General features: G+C 73.2%; 20 protein-coding genes. 8 read left to right on the top strand and 12 right to left on the bottom strand.

Annotation, left to right across the window (positions count from 1 at the left end; all coding sequences use genetic code 11):
• Positions 1-305: 305 nt before the first annotated feature.
• Both tyrS and AOM04_RS14075 read right to left on the bottom strand, forming a co-directional pair.
• Positions 306-1571, bottom strand: a complete 1266-nt coding sequence (gene tyrS, locus AOM04_RS14080; RefSeq protein ID WP_062465430.1) for a tyrosine--tRNA ligase — start codon at positions 1569-1571, stop codon at positions 306-308.
• Positions 1572-1615: 44 nt separating this feature from the next.
• Entirely contained in the window at positions 1616-2173 is a 558-nt protein-coding gene (locus AOM04_RS14075) for a uridine kinase family protein (protein ID WP_062465429.1), read from the bottom strand.
• 22 nt (positions 2174-2195) lie between these two features.
• Here AOM04_RS14075 and AOM04_RS14070 point away from each other — a divergent pair, with 22 nt between their 5' ends.
• Complete coding sequence (locus tag AOM04_RS14070) at positions 2196-2666, top strand: YbaK/EbsC family protein (protein WP_062465428.1); 471 nt, start codon at positions 2196-2198, stop codon at positions 2664-2666.
• 15 nt (positions 2667-2681) lie between these two features.
• Here the strand turns inward: AOM04_RS14070 and argH are convergent, their stop codons facing one another.
• The 8 genes from argH to argC form a co-directional block, all read right to left on the bottom strand.
• The gene (argH, locus tag AOM04_RS14065; RefSeq protein ID WP_062465427.1) at positions 2682-4106 is read right to left on the bottom strand and encodes an argininosuccinate lyase; all 1425 of its coding nucleotides are present in this window, start codon (positions 4104-4106) and stop codon (positions 2682-2684) included.
• A gap of 81 nt (positions 4107-4187) precedes the next feature.
• The gene (locus tag AOM04_RS14060; RefSeq protein WP_062465426.1) at positions 4188-5387 is read right to left on the bottom strand and encodes an argininosuccinate synthase; all 1200 of its coding nucleotides are present in this window, start codon (positions 5385-5387) and stop codon (positions 4188-4190) included.
• Between the two features lie 26 nt (positions 5388-5413).
• Entirely contained in the window at positions 5414-5896 is a 483-nt protein-coding gene (argR, locus tag AOM04_RS14055; RefSeq protein ID WP_062465425.1) for an arginine repressor, read from the bottom strand.
• On the bottom strand, positions 5893-6822 hold the full coding sequence (argF, locus tag AOM04_RS14050; RefSeq protein ID WP_062465424.1) for an ornithine carbamoyltransferase: 930 nt from the start codon (positions 6820-6822) through the stop codon (positions 5893-5895). Before argF ends, argR begins: the two co-directional genes overlap by 4 nt.
• Positions 6819-8048, bottom strand: coding sequence for an acetylornithine transaminase (locus tag AOM04_RS14045; protein WP_062465423.1), 1230 nt, complete (start codon positions 8046-8048; stop codon positions 6819-6821). Before AOM04_RS14045 ends, argF begins: the two co-directional genes overlap by 4 nt.
• Positions 8045-8944 carry an acetylglutamate kinase gene (gene argB, locus AOM04_RS14040; RefSeq protein ID WP_062465422.1) on the bottom strand — a complete coding sequence of 300 codons (900 nt, stop codon included), beginning with the start codon at positions 8942-8944 and terminating at the stop codon, positions 8045-8047. Before argB ends, AOM04_RS14045 begins: the two co-directional genes overlap by 4 nt.
• Positions 8941-10098, bottom strand: a complete 1158-nt coding sequence (gene argJ / locus AOM04_RS14035) for a bifunctional glutamate N-acetyltransferase/amino-acid acetyltransferase ArgJ (RefSeq protein ID WP_062465421.1) — start codon at positions 10096-10098, stop codon at positions 8941-8943. The genes argB and argJ overlap by 4 nt, the downstream gene beginning before the upstream one ends.
• Positions 10095-11144 carry an N-acetyl-gamma-glutamyl-phosphate reductase gene (argC, locus tag AOM04_RS14030; protein WP_228373733.1) on the bottom strand — a complete coding sequence of 350 codons (1050 nt, stop codon included), beginning with the start codon at positions 11142-11144 and terminating at the stop codon, positions 10095-10097. The genes argJ and argC overlap by 4 nt, the downstream gene beginning before the upstream one ends.
• 43 nt (positions 11145-11187) lie before the next feature.
• Between argC and AOM04_RS14025 the strand changes: the two genes are divergently transcribed.
• Complete coding sequence (locus tag AOM04_RS14025; RefSeq protein WP_369401366.1) at positions 11188-12177, top strand: quinone oxidoreductase family protein; 990 nt, start codon at positions 11188-11190, stop codon at positions 12175-12177.
• 38 nt (positions 12178-12215) lie between these two features.
• Positions 12216-12716 carry a GNAT family N-acetyltransferase gene (locus tag AOM04_RS14020; RefSeq protein WP_062465418.1) on the top strand — a complete coding sequence of 167 codons (501 nt, stop codon included), beginning with the start codon at positions 12216-12218 and terminating at the stop codon, positions 12714-12716.
• Here AOM04_RS14020 and AOM04_RS14015 read toward each other — a convergent pair.
• Together AOM04_RS14015 and AOM04_RS14010 are read right to left on the bottom strand one after the other, a co-directional pair.
• Positions 12710-14230 carry a DHA2 family efflux MFS transporter permease subunit gene (locus AOM04_RS14015; RefSeq protein WP_174447678.1) on the bottom strand — a complete coding sequence of 507 codons (1521 nt, stop codon included), beginning with the start codon at positions 14228-14230 and terminating at the stop codon, positions 12710-12712. The two genes, AOM04_RS14020 and AOM04_RS14015, sit on opposite strands and share 7 nt — an antisense overlap.
• Before the next feature lie 38 nt (positions 14231-14268).
• Positions 14269-14997: a hypothetical protein gene (locus tag AOM04_RS14010; RefSeq protein ID WP_062465417.1), complete on the bottom strand. Its 729-nt coding sequence runs from the start codon at positions 14995-14997 to the stop codon at positions 14269-14271.
• Positions 14998-15104: 107 nt separating this feature from the next.
• Between AOM04_RS14010 and AOM04_RS14005 the strand changes: the two genes are divergently transcribed.
• The 5 genes from AOM04_RS14005 (at position 15105) to AOM04_RS13985 (ending at position 20509) form a co-directional block, all read left to right on the top strand.
• The gene (locus AOM04_RS14005; RefSeq protein WP_062465416.1) at positions 15105-16151 is read left to right on the top strand and encodes an NAD-dependent epimerase/dehydratase family protein; all 1047 of its coding nucleotides are present in this window, start codon (positions 15105-15107) and stop codon (positions 16149-16151) included.
• A 68-nt stretch (positions 16152-16219) separates the two neighbouring features.
• The gene (locus tag AOM04_RS14000) at positions 16220-16813 is read left to right on the top strand and encodes a TetR/AcrR family transcriptional regulator (protein ID WP_062465415.1); all 594 of its coding nucleotides are present in this window, start codon (positions 16220-16222) and stop codon (positions 16811-16813) included.
• Positions 16810-17466, top strand: coding sequence for a hypothetical protein (locus tag AOM04_RS13995; RefSeq protein WP_062465414.1), 657 nt, complete (start codon positions 16810-16812; stop codon positions 17464-17466). Before AOM04_RS14000 ends, AOM04_RS13995 begins: the two co-directional genes overlap by 4 nt.
• Before the next feature lie 11 nt (positions 17467-17477).
• Positions 17478-19499, top strand: a complete 2022-nt coding sequence (locus AOM04_RS13990; RefSeq protein ID WP_062465431.1) for a YhgE/Pip family protein — start codon at positions 17478-17480, stop codon at positions 19497-19499.
• A 20-nt stretch (positions 19500-19519) separates the two neighbouring features.
• Positions 19520-20509, top strand: coding sequence for a zinc-binding alcohol dehydrogenase family protein (locus AOM04_RS13985; protein ID WP_062465413.1), 990 nt, complete (start codon positions 19520-19522; stop codon positions 20507-20509).
• Positions 20510-20646: the final 137 nt, after the last annotated feature.

Raw genomic sequence — 20646 nt, 5'->3', positions numbered from 1 at the left:
TTCGTTTCTCACTGTCAAATCGGCGTTTCCGGCCTGATCTTCCAGATGATGAACGTCTGAGGGTTCGTCGGCGATCCTTCGAGTGGTGCGGGACGCACGTAGCGTCCGCCGCTTCCATCGGATCTCGTTGCTTCCGGGGCGTCTCCTGCAGGACCTCTTCAGTTCCTGCCTGGCGTCTCCGTCGTCGGCAACGGGTTAAACATTAGGGGCACCCGGTGCCCACCGTCAAATCGCGCGGATCCCGGGCGTGTCGCAGGCGTCCTGCCTGCTAGCGCCCGGGATAGGCGCCGATCGACGGGCGGCCGTCAGGCCGCGAGCCTCACGATTCCCACCGACTTCTTGCCGCGGCGGACCACCGCCCAGCCGCCGGCCAGCGCCTGCTCCGCGCCCAGCACCAGGTCGGGGTCGTCGACGCGCTCGTTGTTCACGTACGCGCCGCCCTCCTGCACCGCGCGACGGGCGGCCGACCGGGAGTCGACGATCCCCGCGGCGACGAGCGCGTCCGTCACCGTGGCACCGGGCGCGAGGTCCACTCCCCCGAGCTCCTGCGCGCAGCCGGACAGCGTGTCCGCGGAGAGCGTCTCGAGCGAACCCCGGCCGAAGAGCGCCAGCGAGGCGTCGATCGCCCCCTGCGCCGCATCGTCCCCATGCACCAGGCGCGTGACCTCCCACGCGAGGGTGCGCTGCGCCTCGCGCTTGAAGGGCTCCTCTGCGACGCTCACCTCGAGCGCCTCGATCTCGGAGCGCGAGAGGAACGTGAACACCTTGAGGTAGCCGATCACGTCGGCGTCGGCCTGGTTGAGCCAGAACTGGTAGAAGGCGTACGGGCTCGTCATCGTCGGATCGAGCCACACGGTGCCCGACTCCGTCTTGCCGAACTTGGTGCCGTCGGCCTTGGTGATGAGCGGCGTCGACATCGCGTGCACGGACACACCCTCCGCCTTGCGGATGAGCTCGGTGCCGGACGTGAGGTTGCCCCACTGGTCGGAGCCGCCGGTCTGCATGGTGCAGCCGTAGCGGCGGTAGAGCTCGAGGAAGTCCATGCCCTGCAGGACCTGGTAGCTGAACTCGGTGTAGGAGATGCCCTCGTCCGAGTTGAGGCGGCGCGCCACGGTGTCCTTCGCGAGCATCGTGCCCATGCGGAAGTACTTGCCCACGTCGCGCAGCAGCTCGATCGCGGACATGTCCTTGGTCCACTCGTAGTTGTTGACCATGCGCGCGGCGTTCTCGCCCTCGAAGGACATGTACGGCTCGATCTGACCGCGGATGCGCTCGACCCACTGGTGGACCACGTCGACGGGATTGAGCGTGCGCTCGCCCGCCATCTTGGGGTCGCCGATGAGGCCCGTGGCGCCGCCGACCAGCATGAGGGGCTTGTTGCCCGCGTCCTGGTAGCGCTTCACGGTGAGGATCTGCACCAGGTTGCCGATGTGCAGGCTGGGCGCCGTCGGGTCGAACCCGCAATAGAGCGTGACGGGGCCGGCGTCGAGAGCAGCGCGGAGCTCGTCGATGTCGGTCGTGTTCGCGATGAGTCCGCGCCAGGCCAGGTCGTCAAGAAGGTGATCGGTCATGATGGCGCCATTGTGCCAGGACGATGCGCCGGTCGGGTCGGTCCTCAGTCCGGCACGGGCGCGGTGCCGTCGACAAACACGTCCGCCGCCGCACGCGTGCCCTCGCGCTCGAGGTGCACGAGCTCGCCGGCCTGCCACCTCTCCCACTCCGCGCGCATGCCCTCGCCGTCGCGCGCGAGCCCCCTCGCCAGCCGCACCGCCCACGGGGCCTCCACATAGAGGACAGACGATGCGCGGGCCCGGGCCGCGCGCGAGGCGACGCCGACGCCCTCGATCACCAGCGCATCGTTCACGGGGACCTCGATGCGCTCGGCGCGCGCGGACGCGTGCCAGTCCCAGCGGCGGAACCCGCCGGGCTCGCCCTCGGCGAGGGGGTCGAGGACCTGCGCGAGCACCTCGTCCAGCGTGGCGAGGCCGCCCCAGCCCTCGTACATGTCGTCGCCGTGGAGCACCTGGGCCCCGAGCGCGGCGCCGAGCCGGTCGCCGAGCGTGGTCTTGCCCGAACCGGCGGGCCCGTCGACGAGCACGAGGCGCGTGCGCCCGAGCCGCGCGGGCGCCGAGCGCACGGCGGCGACGAGGTCGCGCACCCTGGGATTCGGCATCGGCCCAGGATACGGTGGCCGTATGCATCCCTCGAGCGCGAAGATCATGGACCTGCTCGCGGCGCGCGGCCTGCACTCGCAGGTGCGCACGCTCACCGACTCGACCCGGACCGCGGCGGAGGCCGCGATGGCGCTGGGGTGCGACGTCGGGGCGATCGCGTCGAGCCTCGTCTTCCTCGCGGACGGCGCGCCCATCCTCGTGCTCACGAGCGGCTCGCACCACGTGGACACCGACCTGCTGGCCGCGCAGATCGGCGCCCAGGCGATCACGCGTGCGGACGCCGCGACCGTGCGGGAGGCGACGGGCCAGCCGATCGGCGGGGTCGCACCGCTCGGCCACCCGCGCCCCGTGCCCACCTACATCGACGTCGAGCTCAAGAAGCACGGCGAGCTGTGGGCGGCCGCGGGCACGCCGCACTCGGTGTTCGAGATCGCCTACGAGGACCTCATGGATCTCACCGGCGCGGCCGAGGTCACGGTCGAGGAGGCCTGAGCCTCCTCGACCTCGTCAGGACGTCGCCCAGGGGCGGAAGTGACGCACGCGCAGGCGCGCCGCCTTGCCCTGCTCGGCGACCCGGACGGGGGCCGTGCCGCCGGCGCCGTCGCGCGCCGCGAGGGAGCCGTCGACCGTGAGGACGTCGAGCACGCCCGGGGTGAGCTCGGGGTGGATCGCGGCCATCTCGTCGGGCGTGAGCTCGTGCAGCTCCTTGCCGTGCTTCTCGCACAGGCGCACGCACGCGCCGGCGACCTCGTGGGCCTCGCGGAACGGGGTGCCGTTCTTGACCATCCACTCGGCGATGTCGGTCGCGAGCGAGAATCCCGCGGGCGCGAGCGCGGCGAGGCGCTCCGTGCGGAACACCAGCGTGGACACCATCCCCGTGAAGGCCGGCAGGATCACCTCGAGGGTGTCGACCGCGTCGAAGACGGGCTCGTGGACCTCCTGGATGTCGCGGTTGTAGGCGAGCGGAAGGCCCTTGAGGGTCGCCAGCAGACCCGTGAGGTCGCCGATGAGGCGGCCGGCCTTGCCGCGCGCGAGCTCCGCGATGTCGGGGTTCTTCTTCTGCGGCATGATGCTCGACCCGGTCGAGTACGAGTCGTCGAGCGCGACGAAGCCGAACTCGACGGTCGCCCACGCGATGATCTCCTCGGAGATGCGCGACAGGTCCACGCCGATCATCGCGGCGACCCACGCGAACTCGGCGACCACGTCGCGCGAGGCGGTGGCGTCGATCGAGTTCTCGCAGGGTCCGAGGAAGCCGAGCTCCTCCGCGACCGCCGCGGGGTCGAGGCCGAGCGTGTTCCCGGCCAGCGCCCCCGCCCCGTACGGCGAGAACGCTGCCCTCGCGTCCCAGTCGGTGAGGCGCTCGACGTCACGCAGCAGCGGCCACGCGTGGGCCATCAGCGCGTGGCCCAGGGTCACCGGCTGCGCGTGCTGGAAGTGAGTGCGACCGGGCATCGGCGCGCCGAGGTGACGGTCCGCCTGGCCGAGCAGCGCGTCGACCAGGTCGAGCAGCTGCGAGGCGATGAGGCGAGCGTGGCGACGCAGGTACATGCGCGGCAGGGTGGCGATCTGGTCGTTGCGCGACCGGCCGGCGCGCAGCTTGCCGCCCAGGTCCGTGCCGACCCGCTCGATGAGGACCCGCTCGAGCGCGCCGTGGACGTCCTCGTCCGACTCCGCGGGAAGGAGCGTGCCCGCGCGGACGTCGACGCGCATCGTCTCGAGCGCGGCCGTCATGGCGGCGGACTCGGCTGCCGTCAGCAGGCCCGCCCGCTCGAGCGCGTGCGCATGCGCGATCGAGCCGCGCAGGTCGTCGTCCGCGTAGCGCCAGTCGAAGTGCGTCGACTTCGACAGCGCGGCGAGCGCCGCCGCCGGGCCGCCCTCGAACCGTCCGCCCCAGAGCGCGCCCTCGTTGGTGCCCTGCTCCCCTGCCATGTCCTGCTCCGTTCGAATCCGTCGTAAAAAACTGTGGCGGCGGGCCCGCTCCCGGATCAGGCCGGGCCCGCCGCATCGTGCCTAGCCCAGGCGCGCCTCGCGCGCGGCCGCCTGCTTGGCGGCCAGGCCGTAGATCTCGATGAAGCCCCGCGCCGCGGACTGGTCGAACGTGTCGCCCTCGTCGTAGGTCGCGAGGTTGAAGTCGTACAGGCCGGTGTCCGAGCGGCGGCCCGTCACGACGGCCTTGCCGCCGTGCAGGACCATGCGGATGTCGCCGTTGACGTGGCGCTGCGTGTCCTCGATGAACGCGTCGAGCGCGCCCTTGAGGGGCGAGTTCCACATGCCGTCGTAGACCAGCTCGGTCCACTCGTCGGAGATGCGGCGCTTGTAGCGGGCGAGCTCGCGCTCGACCGTGACGTTCTCGAGCTCGCGGTGCGCCTCGATGAGCGCGATCGCACCCGGGGCCTCGTAGATCTCGCGGGACTTGATGCCGACCAGGCGGTCCTCGACGATGTCGATGCGGCCGATGCCCTGCGCGCCGGCGCGGCGGTTCATCTCCTCGATCGCCTGCAGCGGGGTCACCTGCTGGCCGTCGATCGCGACCGGGATGCCCCGCTCGAACGTGATGACGACCTCGTCCGGGACCGGCGGGAAGGCCGGGTCGTCGGTGTAGTCGTAGATGTCCTTGGTGGGCGCGTTCCAGATGTCCTCGAGGAAGCCGGTCTCGACGGCGCGGCCCCACACGTTCTGGTCGATCGAGAACGGGTTCTTCTTGGTGGTCGCGATGGGCAGCTGCTTGCGCTCGGCGTAGTCGATCGCCTTGTCGCGGGTCAGCGCGAGGTCGCGCACGGGCGCGATGCACTTGAGGTCGGGCGCGAGGGAGACGATGCCGACCTCGAAGCGGACCTGGTCGTTGCCCTTGCCGGTGCAGCCGTGGGCCATCGTGGTGGCGCCGAACTCGCGGGCCGCCTTGACGATGTGCTTGACGATCACGGGCCGCGACAGGGCAGATACCAGCGGGTACTTGTCGTGGTACAGCGCGTTCGCCTTGAGGGCGGGCATGCAGTACTCGTTCGCGAACTCGTCGCGCGCGTCCGCGACGTAGGCCTCGACGGCGCCGCAGTCGAGCGCGCGCTGACGGATGACCTCGAGGTCCTCGCCGCCCTGGCCGACGTCCACCGCCACGGCGATGACCTCGGCGCCGGTGGCGTCCGCGATCCAGCCGATGGCGACGGAGGTGTCGAGGCCTCCCGAGTAGGCCAGCACGATGCGCTCTGCCATGATCCTTCTTCCTTACGTTGGGGGTTTCAGAGACCGCTGGCGCGGTCGAGGAACTTCTGGGCGAGGCGCTCCCCGCCGAGGGGGTCCGCCGCGATGACGAGAATCGTGTCATCACCGGCGACGGTCCCGAGGACATCCGGGTCGTCGTGCGTGTCGATCGCCATCGCGAGGAACTGCGCGGCCCCCGCGGGGGTGCGCAGGACGGTGAGGTTCGCGCTGCCCGCCGCCGAGTGGAGCAGCTCCGCGCACAGCCGGTTGAGGCGCGCGCCCGTGTCCTCCATCGACTCGAGGATCGCCTGGGTCGCGTACGTGAGGCGGCCGTCCGCGTTCCGGACCTTGACCGCGCCGATCTCGTCGAGGTCCCGCGACAGGGTCGCCTGCGTGGCGTGGATGCCGCGCTCCTCGAGCAGGACCGCGAGCTGCGTCTGGGACTCGACCGCGGACACGTCGATGAGGGTGCGGATCAGCGCCTGGCGCGCGGCCTTGGTCTGGGGCACCGCGTGGCTCATCGCGACGCCAGCCAGGTGAGCAGCGCCTTCTGAGCGTGGAGGCGGTACTCGGCCTCGAGCCACACGATCGACTGCGGGCCGTCGATGACCTCGGCGGTGATCTCCTTCCCGCGGTACGCGGGCAGGCAGTGCAGCACCTGGGCGCCCTCGTTCGCGATGTCGAGGGAGTGCTGGTTGACCTGGTAGCCGCCGAACACGGTGGCGCGGGCCGCGTACTCGTCCTCGTCGCCCATCGACACCCACGTGTCGGTCGCGATGATGTCGGCGCCCTCGACCGCGTCGTCGTGCTCGGTGGTCACCGTGATGGAGCCGCCCTGCTCGGCCGCGATGCGCTTCGCGTCGAGGACGATGCGCTCGTCGGGCAGGTAGTCGGCGGGCGCCCCCACGCGCACGTGCATGCCGGCGAGCGCGCCGCCCAGCAGGTACGAGTGCGCCATGTTGTTGGCGCCGTCGCCCACGTAGGCGAGGGTGAGGCCGGCGAGGGCGTCGACGCCGCCGCGCGCATCGGCCACCGCGGCGAGGTCCGCGAGGATCTGGCACGGGTGGAACGCGTCGGTGAGGGCGTTGACGACGGGCTTGGACGAGTGCGCCGCCATCTCCTCGATGAGCTCCTGGCCGAACGTGCGCCACACGATCGCGGACACCATCGACTCGAGCACGCGCGCGGTGTCGGCGACGGGCTCGCCGCGGCCCAGCTGCGAGGTCGCCGAGTCGATGACGAGCGGGTACCCGCCGAGCTCGGCGACGCCCGTCGAGAACGACACGCGGGTGCGGGTCGACGGCTTGTCGAAGATGATCGCGACGGCCTGCGGGCCCGCGAAGGGCCTCTCGAGGTGGCGGTCCTTGCGGAAGGCGAGGGCGAGCTCGAGGATCTCGCGTTGCTCGGCCGCGGTGACGTCGTCGTCGCGGAGGAAGTGGCGGGTCATGCAGGACCTTCCGTGATGAGGCGGGAGCCGGGACCGGCCATCCACGCGATGAAGAGGTCGGCCTCCGCCGCGGTGAGCGTGAGGGCCGGGACCAGCCGGATGGTGTCCGGCGAGGGCGGGTTGACGATGAAGCCGGCCTCGACGGCGGCGGCCGCGACCGCGGCGCTCACCGGGGCGGCGAGGCCGATGCCGAGCATGAGGCCCTCGCCGCGGACCTCGACCACGCCGGGCACGTCGGCCAGCGCGGAGCGCAGGTGCTCCCCCACCGCCTTGACGTTGTCGAGCACGCCCTCGGCCTCGATCGTGTCGAGCGTCGCCAGCGCCGCGGCGCACGCGAGGGCGTTGCCGCCGAAGGTCGAGCCGTGGTCGCCCTTGCCCAGCAGCGCCCCCGCGCGCGCGCCGAACGCGACGACCGCGCCGATCGGGAAGCCGCCGCCCAGGCCCTTGGCGAGGGTCATGACGTCGGGCTGGATGCCGTGGAGCTGGTGCGCGAACCACGCGCCCGTGCGGGCGACGCCGGTCTGGATCTCGTCGAGGATGAGCAGGGCGCCGTGGCGCAGCGTGAGCTCGCGGGCGGCCTCGAGGAACGCGTGGGTCACGGGACGGACGCCGGTCTCGCCCTGGATGGGCTCGATGATCACCGCGCCCAGCGTGTCGCCGGCCTCCGCGACGGCAGCCTCGAGGGCGGCGACGTCGTTCGGCGGCACGAAGACGACGCGCTCGAGCAGCGGCGCGAACGGCGCGCGCAGCGCCTCCTTGTGCGTCATCGACAGCGCGCCCATCGAGCGGCCGTGGAAGGCGCCCTCGAGCGCGATGATGGTGCCGCCGACCCGGCGGGCCATCTTGAACGCCGCCTCGTTGGCCTCGGTACCCGAGTTGGCGAAGAAGACGCGGGAGCCGTGCGGCGCCTGCGCGAGCTCGAGCAGCCGCTCCGCGAGGCGGATCTGCGGCTCGGTCGCGAAGAAGTTGGACGCCTGCGCGAGCGTCGACGCCTGCGCCGTGATCGCGGCCACCCAGGCCGGGTGGGCGTGGCCGAGCGCGTTGACGGCGATGCCGCCGAGCAGGTCCAGGTACCGGTTGCCGTCGGCGTCCCACACCCACGAGCCCTCGCCCCGGGCGAGGACCCGCAGGGGCGTGCCGAACGTGCCCATGACGGAGTGCTCGTAGCGCTGGGTGTCGACCCGGCCCCGCTCGAGGCCCGCCTCCCCGTGGCTCGTCAGGCTCATACCCAGACCTCCTTGTCGTGCAGGACCATGGTGCCGAAGCCCGCCGAGGTGAAGACCTCGGCGAGGATCGAGTGGGCCTCGCGGCCATCGATCACGTGAGCCTGTGGCACCCCGCCGCGGACCGCGCGCAGGCATGCCTCCATCTTGGGCCGCATGCCGGACTCGAGCGAGGGCAGCATGCCTTCGAGCTCCGACGCGCTGATCTCGGAGATGAGCGAGTCGCGGTCCGGCCAGTCGCGGTACAGGCCCTCGACGTCGGTGAGCACGATGAGCTTCTTCGCGCGCAGCGCGACGGCGACCGCGGCCGCCGCCGTGTCGGCGTTGACGTTGAGGACCGTGGTCGGGTCGTCGATGTCGGGCGCGACGGTGCTGACGACCGGGATGCGGCCGGCCTCGATGATGTCGACGATGGCGCCCGGGTTGACCTTCACCACGTCCCCGACGAGGCCCACGTCGACGGGCTCGCCGTCGACGACAGCGTGGCGGCGCTTGGCCTGGAGCATGCCCGCGTCCTCGCCGGACAGGCCGACGGCATACGGGCCGTGGTCGTTGATGAGGCCCACGAGCTCGCGCGACACCTGGCCCGTGAGGACCATGCGGACCACATCCATGGCCTCGGGGGTGGTGACGCGCAGGCCGCCGCGGAACTCGGACTCGATGCCGAGCTTGGCGAGCATGTCGGAGATCTGCGGGCCGCCGCCGTGGACCACCACCGGGTGCAGGCCCAGCAGGCGCAGGTGGACGATGTCCTGCGCGAAGGACCGCTTGAGCGTGTCGTCGATCATGGCGTTGCCGCCGTACTTCACCACGACGATGGCGCCGCGGAACTGCTCGATCCAGGGCATGGCGTCGATGAGGACGCCCACCTTCTGCTGGGGGGTGAGGTCAACTGTCATGAGGAGTACGCGCTGTTCTCGTGGACGTAGTCGTGGGTGAGGTCGTTGGTCCACACGGTGACCTCGGCGTCGCCGGCGTGCAGGTCGAGGACGATGCGCACCTCGCGGCCGCTGAGGTCGACGCCCTCGCGCGGGTCGCCGACGCCCGACGCGCGGCACACCTGGACGCCGTTGATGGTGACGTCGAGGTTCGTCGCGTCGAACGGCGCGACCTCCTCGGGCACGGTGCCGGCGGCCGAGATGATGCGGCCCCAGTTGGGGTCCCGTCCGAAGATCGCGGCCTTGAAGAGGTTGGAGCGCGTGATCGCGCGGGCGACCGCCTCGGCGGCGTCCTCGCTGGTCGCGTTGGTCACGGTGACCGCGATGTCGTGGGTCGCGCCCTCGGCGTCGGCGACGAGGCCGCGCGCGAGCTCCGCGCAGACGTCCCGGAGCGCGTCCTCGAAGTCGGGGCCGGGGACGATGCCGGACGCGCCGCTCGCGAGCAGCAGGACGGTGTCGTTGGTGGACATGCAGCCGTCCGAGTCGACGCGGTTGAAGGTGGCGCGGGTGGCGGCCGCGAGGGCCGCCTGGGCGCGCTCGGCGTCCACGTCCGCGTCGGTGGTGATGACGCACAGCATGGTCGCAAGGCCGGGGGCGAGCATGCCTGCGCCCTTGGCCATGCCGCCGACGGTCCAGCCCTCGCCGCCGGCGACGGCCTCCTTGGGCACCGTGTCGGTGGTCATGATGGCGAGCGCCGCGTCGGCGCCGCCCTCGGCGCTCAGGGCGGCCGCCGCATCGTCCACCCCGGCCAGGAGGCGACCGAGCGGCAGGCGCACGCCGATGAGCCCGGTGGAGCAGACGGCGACGTCGCCCGCGGAGACGTCGAGGGCCTCTGCCACGTGCTCGGCGGTGCGGTGGGTGTCGAGGAAGCCCTCGGGGCCGGTGGCCGCGTTCGCGCCGCCCGAGTTGAGGACCACGGCGTCGACGCGGCCGTCGGCGAGCACCTGGCGCGTCCACGTGACGGGTGCCGCGACGACGCGGTTCGAGGTGAGGACGCCCGCGGCGACCTTGGACGGGCCCTGGTTGACCACGAGCGCGACGTCGCGCGCGCCGGTGGACTTGAGGCCGGCGACGACGCCCGACGCGATGAAGCCCTGTGCTGCGGTGACGCTCACGGTGCCGTTCCGATCGTGGTGAGGCCCAGGGTCTCCTCGAGTCCGAGGGCGAGGTTCATGGACTGCAGCGCGGCGCCGGCCGTGCCCTTGACGAGGTTGTCGATCGCGGCGACCACGACCACGCGCCCCGCCTTGCCGTCGACGGCGACCTGCATGAGGCACGTGTTGGCGCCGAGCGTCGCGGCCGTGGTGGGCCACTGGCCCTCGGGCAGCACGTGGACGAAGGGCTCGTCGGCGTACGCCCCTTCCCAGGCCGCGCGGACCGCCTCGACGTTCACCCCGGCCGCGAGCGGCGCGGTGACGGTGGCGAGGATGCCGCGCGCCATCGGCACGAGGGTGGGCGTGAAGCTGAGGCGCGTGCCCGTCGCGCCCGCGGACGCGAGGTTCTGGAGGATCTCCGGGATGTGGCGGTGCGAGCCGCCGACCGCGTAGGGGACGGCCGCGCCGAGCGCCTCCGAGGCGAGGTAGGGCGTCGAGAGCTTCTTGCCGGCGCCCGAGTAGCCGTTGGCGAGGACCGCGACGACGTCGGTCGGGTCGACCACGCCCGCCGCGACGCCGGGCTGGAGCGCGAGAGTGACGGCGGTGACGTTGCAGCCGGGCACCGCGATGCGTGTCGCGCCCGCGAGCATGTCGCGCTGGCGGCCGGTCGGGGTGATGAGCTCGGGCATGCCGTAGGGCCACGTGCCGGCGTGGACGCCGCCGTAGTACTCGGCCCAGGCGGTCGCGCTCGCGAGGCGGTGGTCGGCGCCGCAGTCGATGACGAGCGTCTCGGGCGGCAGCTGCGCGGCGATCTCCCCCGAGGCGCCGTGCGGCAGCGCGAGCACCACGACGTCATGCCCGGCGAGGTTCTCGACCGTGGTGTCGACGATCTCGCGATCGGCGAGGGGCCGCAGGTGCGGCTGGTGCACGCCCAGCGCGTCACCCGCGCTGGAGTGCGCCGTGAGGGCGCCGAACTCGACCTCCGGATGGGCCGAGAACACGCGCAGGACCTCGCCCCCGACGTAGCCGGAGGCGCCGGAGACGGCGACACGGATGCTCATGTGCATAAACATACACCCCTATGCATGAAGCGCCGTCGCACGACGTACCATGCGTGTTGTGAGAGCGATCCAGGTGAGTCGGCACGGTGGCCCCGAGGTGCTGGAGGTCGTCGACATCCCCCGTCCCGTCGCCGCTCCCGGCCACGTGGTGGTCCGTGTCGAGGCGGCCGGCGTCAACTACATGGACATCTACGAGCGGACCGGCCAGTACGCCGTCGAGCTGCCGTTCGTGCCCGGCAAGGAGGGCGCGGGGCAGATCGTCGAGCTCGGCGAGGACGTCACCGACTTCGTCGAGGGCGAGGGCGTCGCGTGGGCGCACACCCGCGGCTCCTACGCGGAGTACATCGCGGTGCCCGTGACCGACCTGTACCGCGTCCCCGAGGACGTCGAGCTCGACATGGCCGCCGCGGTGATGCTCCAGGGCCTCACCGCGCACTACCTGGTCACGTCGTCACACCCGGTGATGCCCGGCGAGACGGTGCTCGTGCACGCCGCCGCCGGCGGCGTCGGGCTGCTGCTCACGCAGCTGGCCGTGGCGCGCGGCGCGACCGTGATCGGCACCGTCGGCTCCGCGGACAAGGAGCGCATCGCGCTCCAGGCCGGCCTGTCGCACGTGCTCCGCTACGACCTCATGGACGACATCACGCGCGACCTGCCCGCCGCCGTGCACGCCCTCGCACCCGACGGCGTCGACGTGGTCTACGACGGCGTGGGCCGCGACACGTTCGACGGCTCCCTCGCCTCCGTGCGCAGGCGCGGCTCGCTCGTGCTCTTCGGCGCATCGTCCGGCCCCGTGCCGCCCGTGGACCCGCAACGCCTCAACTCCGCCGGCTCGGTGATGCTGAGCCGGCCGACGCTGGGCGACTTCACCGCGGACGCCGACGAGCGCGAGTGGCGCGCGAGCGACATCCTCCACGGGATCCTGCTCGGCGACCTCAGCGTGCGGATCGACCACGGCTACCCGCTCGAGGAGGCGGCGGAGGCCCACCGGGCGCTCGAGTCGCGCGCCACCAGCGGCAAGCTGCTGCTGCACCCGTAAGACACATCCCGGACACATCGACCAGGCACAATGGGGCCATGCAGACCCTTCGCCTCCGCGTGATGCGTCCCACGGACGTGCCCGCGGTCGCGGCGCTCAACGCCGACGCGTCCCCGGCCGTCAACCTCCTGTCGGAGGACGAGCTGACCGACCTGCACGGCATGTGCGACGTCGCGCTCGTCGCGACCAACCGGGACCGCGAGATCATCGCGTTCCTGCTGAGCCTCGGGATGGGTCAGCCGTACTCGTCGGAGAACTACCGGTGGTTCGAGGACCGCGGGGTCCGCCACCAGTACATCGACCGCATCGTGGTCGCGGCGTCGGCCAAGGGCACGGGAGTGGGCCGCGCCCTGTACGAGTCCGTGTTCGAGCGGGCGCGCGAGCGAGGCGCGAGCGAGGTCACCACCGAGGTGCAGCTCGACCCCCCGAACCCCGGCTCCGTGTCCTTCCACGAACGCCTGGGGTTCCAGCGGGTGGCCGAGCAGCACACGCGCGGCGGCACCGTGCACGTCGCGCTGCTCGCGCGCACCGTCTACTGAGCGACGGCGCGCACCTCCTCGCCCGGCCCGCCTGCGGGCGCAGCGCCCTCGGGCGCGGCGAGGTGGCCGGGCCGCTCGAACAGCGCCACGGCGACGACCCCGACGATCAGCGCCGCGGCTGGCAGCATCAGCGACTGCGACATCGCGGTGGTGAACGGCTCCTGGAGCGCGGCGGGCAGCTGCAGCCCGGTCGCGGACTCGGACACCTGCGCTCCCCCGCCTGCCGCCGCGGCACCCAGCTGAGCCGTGATCCGGTTGACCATGAGCGCCGCGATCATCGCCGAGCCCAGCACGGAGCCGACCTGGCGCGTCGTGTTGTAGACGCCCGCGCCGGCGCCGGCCGCCCTCACGGGCAGGTTGCGGGTCGCGGTGGACGAGATGGGTCCCCACGTGAACGCCGCGCCCATGCCGAACACGAATCCGGGCACCAGCAGCCAGCCGATCGCGATGTCGGGCGACAGCAGCAGCGCGTAGAGCACGAGCGCCGTCGCGGTGAGCAGCAGGCCGGGCGTCGCGGTGAGGCGCGGGTGGAGGCGATCGGTGAGGCGCCCCGCGATCGGCGCGAGCACGAGCGTCGCGACCGCGGTGGGGACCGTCATGAGCGCCGACTCGGTGGGCGTGAGCCCGCGCACCGCCTGGAAGAAGTACACGAGCGGGATGAACATCGACGTGACGGCGAAGCCGACCGACGAGATCGCGATGTTCGACAGCGAGAAGTTCCGGTCGCGGAACAGGCCGAGCGGGAGCAGCGGCTCGGCGACATCGCGCCGCTGCGACACCACGAACAGCACGATGACGGCGACGCCGGCGGCGATGCACAGCCACACCCACGTGTCCCAGTCGTGCCCCTGGCCCTCCTGGATGCCGAACACCAGCAGGAACATGCCCACCGCGGACAGCGCGACGCCGAGCCAGTCGAAGCTGTGGGCGTGCGTCTCGAGGTGCGGCACCAGCACCTGCGCGGCGACGAACGCGATCACGCCGATAGGCACGTTGACGATGAAGATCCACTCCCAGCCCGGGCCGTCCACGAGCACGCCGCCGAGCAGCGGGCCCACCAGGGTCGCGATGCCCGCCACCGCGCCCCACAGCGCCATGGCGGCGCCGCGGCGGGCCGCGGGGAACGTGCGCGTGATGACCGCCATCGTCTGCGGGGTCATGAGGCTCGCGCCGAGTCCCTGCACCACGCGCGCGGCGATGAGGTTGACGATGCCCGAGCCGGGCAGCACGTCCGCGAGGCCGCACGCGAGCGACGCGAGCGTGAAGATGACGAGACCCGTCTGGTACACGCGCTTGGGGCCGAACCGGTCGCCCAGGCGCCCCGTGACGAGCAGCGGCACCGCGTACGCGAGGAGGTAGGCGCTCGTCACCCAGATGACGGTGCTCGTGTCCGTCTCCAGCCCCTTCTGGATCGAGGGGTTGGCCACCGACACGATCGTGGTGTCGATGAGGATCATGAAGAAGCCGATGACCAGCGCCCAGAGGGCGGGCCACGGGTTGCGCACGTCGGACAAGGGGGACTCCTCGGGTGGGGGACCGCGACGTGTGAAGACTACGCCGGGGCTCCGACAGCCCCGTCCGCGGCGAACATGCTGGTGCCGGCGCGCGCATGCTCCTCCGCGAGGCGCCGCATCGTGTAGCTGAGGATGCGCTCGTCGGTGCCGAGCCGCGTCGCGGTGAGCCGCACCAGCCGGCCCACGCCGGCCCGGTCCAGGACGGGGGCGTCGTCGCCCGGCTCGGGCGCCGCATCGTGCCCAGCGACGAGCTCGGAGACGAGGCGCACCACGTCATCGCCCGGCGGGATCGCCGCGTGCGCCATGAACGCGATCGACGCCCACGTGCCCGGTCCGAGGCCGCGCACGGCGAGCAGCAGGCGCTCGATCTCGGTGCCCCGCTCGCGGATCGCGGAGTCGAGGTCGCGGCCCGTGCGCAGGCCGGCGTGGCTGAGGAGGCGGGCGGCCTCGTGGATGACGTCGGCGCGGCGCCGCGGCACGCCCAGCACCGTCGAGTCGCCCCAGCGGTCGCCGATCACGCCCCGCAGGTCGACGGGATCGATCGCGGCGAGGTCGGCGAGGTTGTCCAGGCTGCTGCCCGGGCGGTGACGCATGACGGAGTCTGCGATCTCCGCGACCGCGTTCGGCGGCAGCTGGGCGGCGAACACGCCCGTGACGAGGGCCAGCTCGCTCTGCGCGGGGTAGCCCCACGGCGCGGCATCCCTCCAGCCGGCCGGGAGGAGCCCCGTGAGCGCCGCCCTCAGATTCGGCACCAGGTCCTCGACCATGACCGCCACGCTACCCCCCGGGGCACCCTCCGCGGCACCCCCGCAAAAGGGACATTCCCCACGACTTCCCTGGCGCCGGCGCCGGCGCCGGGGCCTAGGCTCGGCCCATGCGCATCCTCATCGTCGGAGGCACGGGCCTCATCTCCTCCGAGCTCGCGGCGCAGGCCGCCGCCGCCGGCCACGACCTCACGCTCGTCAACCGCGGGCGCTCCACGATCGGCGTGCCCGCGGGAGCCCGCGTCATCCACGCCGACGCGACCGACGCTGCCGCGATGCGGGCGGCCCTCCAAGGCGCGCGGCTGCGTGGCGAGCGCTTCGACGCGGTGGTCCAGTTCATCGCGTTCCGCCCCGAGCATGTCGCGGCGGACCTCGAGACGTTCGCGCCGCTGACCGACCAGTACGTGCTGGTCGCGACCTCGGCGGCGTACCAGAGCTTCGACAGGCTTCACCCGCTCACCGAGGACACGCCGCAGGTGAACGAGTTCTGGGAGTACGCCCGCCTCAAGGCCGAGTGCGAGGCGGTGGTGCGCGCCGGCGCGATCCCGTGGACCGTGGTGCGGCCCGCGCACACCTACGGCCCGTCGAAGATCCCCGGGTACACGGGCAACTCCTCGCACCCATGGACGCTGGTCGACCGCATGCGCCGCGGCGCGGACATCGTGATCCCGGGCGACGGCACGTCGCTGTGGACGCTCACCCACGCGCGCGACGTCGCCGCCGGGATGCTCGGCCTGCTGGGGAACGATGCGGCGCTGGGCGAGGCGGTGCACGTCACCTCGGACGAGGCGCTGACCTGGGGCGGGATCCACGCGATCCTCGCGCGCGCCGCGGGGCTGTCGGACGAGGCCTTCGCCGCGCAGTCCGTGCACGTGCCGTCGGACGCGCTCGTCGCCGCGCGGCCGTCCTCGGCGGGCGGCATCTACGGGGACAAGATGCACGCCGCCGTCTACGACACGTCGAAGCTCCGCCGGCTCGTGCCCGGCTGGGAGGCGCGCATCCCGTTCGAGGAGGGCGCGGCCGAGGCGATCGCGTGGTTCGAGGCGGATCCGGCCCGGCGGCAGGTCGACGACGACGCGAACGCGATGCTCGACGCGGTCGCCCGCATCTACCGCGAGGCGCTCGCGCGCGTCGAGGCGGAGGTCGCGCCGCGGTGAACACCCCGGTGGGCGGCCTCTCCACGCCATAACTTGCACAGTTGTGTGCAAGTTCCTATCGTGAAGGCATGACTCCCCGGACCCCTCGCGCCGACTCGGCGCGCAACCGTGAGGCCCTGCTCGACGCGGGCCTGCGCGCCCTGCGGCGCGACCTCGACGCGCCGCTCGACGTGATCGCCGCCGAGGCGGGCCTGTCCCGCCGCGCCGTCTACGGCCACTTCTCCGGCCGCGACGAGCTCGTCGACGCGATCGTCGAGCGCGGCGCGGCACGCATCGCCGCCGCGGTGGGACCCGAGCGCGACGAGGACCCGCTGGTCGCGCTCGCGCGGCTCGGCGGCGCGTTGTGGGACGCGGTCGCCGACGTCGCGCCGCTCGCGCGCATGGCGCTGTCCTCGGGCCGGACCCCCACGGTGGCGACGGCGATGGCGCCGGTGCGGGCGCGCGTGCGTGCCGCGCTCGGCGCGGCCGCCGAGGCCGGGACGGTCCGCACCGACATCGACGCCGAGACCCTCGCGGTGCTGGTCGAGCGCGCCGCGCTGGACGTGCTCGAGGTCGCTCCGTCGCATGCCCGGATGCTCGCCATGACACACCCGCTGTGCGCGGCCGGGGTCGGCGGCGCGCGCGCGGCCGAGGTGGCGCGCACCCTGGGGGCCGACGCGTGAGGATCGACCTGACCGGGGTCGCCAAGGGCCCCCGCGACTCCGTCCTGCCGCCCGTGACCGTCGCCTTCGAGAGCGGCGCCGCCACGCTCGTGCGCGTCGAGACGGAGCAGCGGCCCACCGTCCTGGGGCTGCTCGCGTCGGGACGCATGCGCCCCGACGCCGGCCTCGTCACCGTCGACGGCCGGCCGGACCCGCGCCGGCTGCGCGCATCGGTCGCGCTCGTCGACGCCCCCGTGGTGAGCGAGCCCGCGGCGCACGTGTCGACCGTCGGCATCGTCGAGGAGGAGCTGATGTTCGCGGGCCGCACCGCGACCCCGCGCGCCGCGCGCCGGACGCTCGAGCGCCTCGGCCTGTCCCGCTGGGCCGGCATCCCCGTCGGCAACGTCGACCCGACGGACCGCGTCCGGCTGCTGCTCGAGCTCGCCGCCTCGCGCCCCGGGGTCGAGGCCGTGGTGCTGGTCTCGCCCGACCGGCACGGCGGCGACCCCGCCGGATGGTGGGACCTCGCGCGCGAGTCCGCCCAGCGCGGCCTCGCGGTGCTGGTCATCGCGGGCGACGCGGCGGCGGCCACGCTCGCCGGCACCACCGCCGCGGAGATGCCCGACGTGCTGCGCTGGGACCGCCCGGCCGTCCCCGTCGAGGTGCCCGCATGAGCCGCCTCACGGTGCGCATGCCCGCGATGATCAACGCCGAGCTGCGCCGCCTCACCTCCACCCCCATGGCCGTGCTCGCGCTCGTCGCGCTCATGACCGTGCCGCTGCTGTACGGCGGCCTGTACCTGTGGGCCAACAAGGACCCGTACGCGGCGCTGGACCGCATCCCCGCCGCCATCGTCGTGGCCGACGACGGCGCCACGGTCGACGGCACGCACGTGAGCTACGCCGACGACGTCGCCGACCAGCTCGTCGACGACGGCTCGTTCGCGTGGCACGTCGTCTCGCGCGACCAGGCGCTCGACGGCATCGGCGACGAGGCCTACGACTTCGCCATCACCTTCCCCGCCGACTTCTCCGAGGCGCTCGCCTCGGCCTCGACCTCCTCCCCCGTGCAGGCCCGCGTCACCCTCACCACGAGCGACGTCAACAGCTACCTCGCGTCGACCATCGGCGAGCAGGCGGCCGAGGCGATCCGCACGTCGATCGTGAGGACCGTCAACGAGGAGGCGGCCTCACGCCTCCTGCTCGGCCTCGCCGACGTGCGCGGCTCGCTCGTGGACGCGACCGACGGCGCCGCCCGGCTCTCGCAGGGAGCGGAGGATGCGCTGGCCGGCGCCACCTCCCTCGCGTCCGGCACGGCGGACCTCGCCGCGGGCGCGACGCGGCTGGACGCCGGCACCGGCGACCTCGCGACGGGCGCGTCGACGCTCGCCGACGGCACCGCGAAGGTCGCCGACGGCGCCAGCGCGCTCAGCGACGGTGTCGCCGCGCTCGCCTCGGGCGCGGCCGACCTCGCCGACGGCGCCGCGCGGGTCGCGGACGGCAACGCGCGGCTGGCGGCGCAGGCCGACGCGGTGGGCGCCGCAGCCGCCGATGCCGCCTCCCGCATCCCCGAGGCGCGCGCCGCGATCGAGCAGGGGCTCCTCGACGCCGGCCTCACGCGCGACCAGGTGGACCAGGCGCTCGCGTCGCTCGATCCGCTCGCGGGCCAGCTCGCGGACGCCAACGCCCAGGTCCAGTCCACCGTCGACCAGATCGACGCGCTGTCCGCCGGCGCGGCCCAGGTCGCCTCGGGCGCCGCGGACCTGGCCGCGGGCGCTTCCAGCGCGGCCTCGGGCGCGGCGGACCTGGCGAGCGGCGCATCGTCCGCCGCGCAGGGCTCCTCGAGCCTCGCCGCGGGCGCGACCCGGGTCGACGAGGGTGCCGGCACCCTCGCCGCGGGCCTCGGCACCGCGGCGACTGGCGCGGGGTCGCTCGCGGCGGGGCTCGGCGACCTCGGCTCGGGGATCGCGACGCTCCACGACGGCCTCGCCGACGGCGTCGCGCAGATCCCCGACGCCTCCCCGGAGCTGCGCGACACGCAGGCCCGGACGATCGCGAACCCGGTCGACCTCACGTCGTCCGCGATCACCGACGCCGGCACGTACGGCGCGGGGCTCGCGCCGTTCTTCATCTCGCTGGCGGCGTGGATCGGCATCTACGCGCTCTTCCTCATCGTCAAGCCCGTGTCGCGGCGGGCGATCACCGCGATCCACTCCCCCGTGCGCGTCACCCTCGCCGGCTGGCTCACGCCCGGCTCGCTGGGCGCGCTGCAGATGATGGGGCTCTTCGCGGTGGTGTCGTCGGCGCTCGGCTTCTCCGTCGCGCACCCGTGGGGCGCGTACGGGATGATGGCGCTCGCGTCGCTGACCTTCGCGGCGATCATCCTCGCGCTCAACGTGTGGCTCGGATCGGTGGGCCAGTTCCTGGGTCTCGTGCTCATGGTCCTGCAGCTCGTCACCGCGGGCGGCACGTTCCCCTGGCAGACCCTGCCCGGTCCGCTCGCCTCCCTCCACCACGTGCTCCCGATGGGCTTCGCGGTCGACGGGCTGCGCCAGCTGATGTACGGCGGCTCCGCGTCCGCCGCGTGGGGCGACGCGGCGATCCTCGCGCTGTGGCTGGGCGGCGCGCTGCTCGTCTCCGCGGTCGGCGTGACCCGCATGACCCACCGGCGAACCCTGCGGGATCTGCAGCCGAGCCTCATCGGGTAGCCCGGGCGTACTGTCGAGAGATGCACGCCATCGCCGCCTTCGCGGGCCTGCCGATCGAGAGCCACGAGGCGCTGGTCGACGTCGAGCTGCCGATGCCGGACCACGGCCCGCGCGACCTCCTCATCCGGGTCGAGGCCGTGTCGGTCAACCCCGTGGACGTCAAGGTGCGCGTCGCGCGGTCGACGCCCGACCACCCCCGCGTCCTCGGCTACGACGGCGCGGGCGTAGTCGAGGCCGTCGGCGCCGAGGTCACCGGCTTCGCCCCCGGTGACGAGGTCTGGTGGGCCGGGGACCGCTCGCGGCCCGGCTCGAATGCCGAGTACCAGGCGGTCGACCACCGGATCGTCGCGCACAAGCCCTCGCCGTGGTCGTTCGCGGACGCGGCCGCGCTGCCCCTCACCTCCCTGACCGCGCTCGAGTCGCTGCGCGACCACCTGCGCGTCGACCCGCATGCGGCGGGCACGCTGCTGGTCGTGGGCGGCGCGGGCGGCGTGGGATCCATCGCGATCCAGCTCGCGAAGCGGATCAGCGCGCTGCGGGTGGTCGCGACCGCGGGCCGCGAGGCCTCGGCGGAGTGGGCGACCGCGATGGGCGCCGATGCGGTCGTGGACCACCGCGACCTCGTCGCGTCGGTGCGGGCGGCCGCACCCGACGGCGTCCACCACATCCTGTCGGCGTACACGCCCGGCAACATCGCCGCCTACGCGGAGATCGCCGTCCCGCTGGCGGGAGTCGTCGCGCTCGACGGCGGCTTCGAGGACACCGCGCCGCTCAAGCCGAAGTCCATGTCGCTCCACCTCGAGTCGATGTTCGCGCGCCCGCTCTTCGGCGCCGCCGACCTGGGCCGCCAGGGCGAGTACCTCGCCGAGGTCGCGCACCTGGCCGAGCGCGGCCTGATCCGCACCACCGCGAACGAGCACCTCGACGGCTTCACCGCCGCGAACCTGCGCGAGGCGCACCGGCGCGTGGAGTCGCAGTCGATGATCGGCAAGGTCGTGGTGCACCGCTAGGTCACGCGGGCTCCTCATCGCCGAGCACCTCCAGCCGTGCGACGCCGCCCTGGACGGGCGTGCGTGCGGGATCGACCGATGCCGGCGGGATGAACCACGGCCGGCCGTCGCGCATCTCCAGCTCCCACCCGGTCGTA

Origin of the sequence: Demequina soli (assembly GCF_000971195.1) — a bacterium.
GTDB classification, from domain to species: domain Bacteria; phylum Actinomycetota; class Actinomycetes; order Actinomycetales; family Demequinaceae; genus Demequina; species Demequina soli.
The sequence above is the reverse complement of the archived record's forward strand: the minus strand, read 5'-3'. Positions and strand labels throughout refer to the sequence as shown.

Coding starts and splice junctions, on each gene's coding strand:
- AOM04_RS14070 (WP_062465428.1), top strand. CDS start 2,196: ATGCATCCCTCGAGCGCGAAGATCATGGACCTGCTCGCGGCGCGCGGC.
- argB (WP_062465422.1), bottom strand. CDS start 8,944: ATGACAGTTGACCTCACCCCCCAGCAGAAGGTGGGCGTCCTCATCGAC.
- AOM04_RS13985 (WP_062465413.1), top strand. CDS start 19,520: ATGCACGCCATCGCCGCCTTCGCGGGCCTGCCGATCGAGAGCCACGAG.
- AOM04_RS14005 (WP_062465416.1), top strand. CDS start 15,105: ATGCGCATCCTCATCGTCGGAGGCACGGGCCTCATCTCCTCCGAGCTC.
- AOM04_RS14075 (WP_062465429.1), bottom strand. CDS start 2,173: ATGCCGAATCCCAGGGTGCGCGACCTCGTCGCCGCCGTGCGCTCGGCG.
- AOM04_RS14025 (WP_369401366.1), top strand. CDS start 11,188: ATGCGTGTTGTGAGAGCGATCCAGGTGAGTCGGCACGGTGGCCCCGAG.
- argF (WP_062465424.1), bottom strand. CDS start 6,822: ATGACCCGCCACTTCCTCCGCGACGACGACGTCACCGCGGCCGAGCAA.
- AOM04_RS14045 (WP_062465423.1), bottom strand. CDS start 8,048: ATGAGCCTGACGAGCCACGGGGAGGCGGGCCTCGAGCGGGGCCGGGTC.
- AOM04_RS14060 (WP_062465426.1), bottom strand. CDS start 5,387: ATGGCAGAGCGCATCGTGCTGGCCTACTCGGGAGGCCTCGACACCTCC.
- argH (WP_062465427.1), bottom strand. CDS start 4,106: ATGGCAGGGGAGCAGGGCACCAACGAGGGCGCGCTCTGGGGCGGACGG.
- AOM04_RS14010 (WP_062465417.1), bottom strand. CDS start 14,997: ATGGTCGAGGACCTGGTGCCGAATCTGAGGGCGGCGCTCACGGGGCTC.
- AOM04_RS14000 (WP_062465415.1), top strand. CDS start 16,220: ATGACTCCCCGGACCCCTCGCGCCGACTCGGCGCGCAACCGTGAGGCC.
- tyrS (WP_062465430.1), bottom strand. CDS start 1,571: ATGACCGATCACCTTCTTGACGACCTGGCCTGGCGCGGACTCATCGCG.
- AOM04_RS14020 (WP_062465418.1), top strand. CDS start 12,216: ATGCAGACCCTTCGCCTCCGCGTGATGCGTCCCACGGACGTGCCCGCG.
- argC (WP_228373733.1), bottom strand. CDS start 11,144: ATGCACATGAGCATCCGTGTCGCCGTCTCCGGCGCCTCCGGCTACGTC.
- argR (WP_062465425.1), bottom strand. CDS start 5,896: ATGAGCCACGCGGTGCCCCAGACCAAGGCCGCGCGCCAGGCGCTGATC.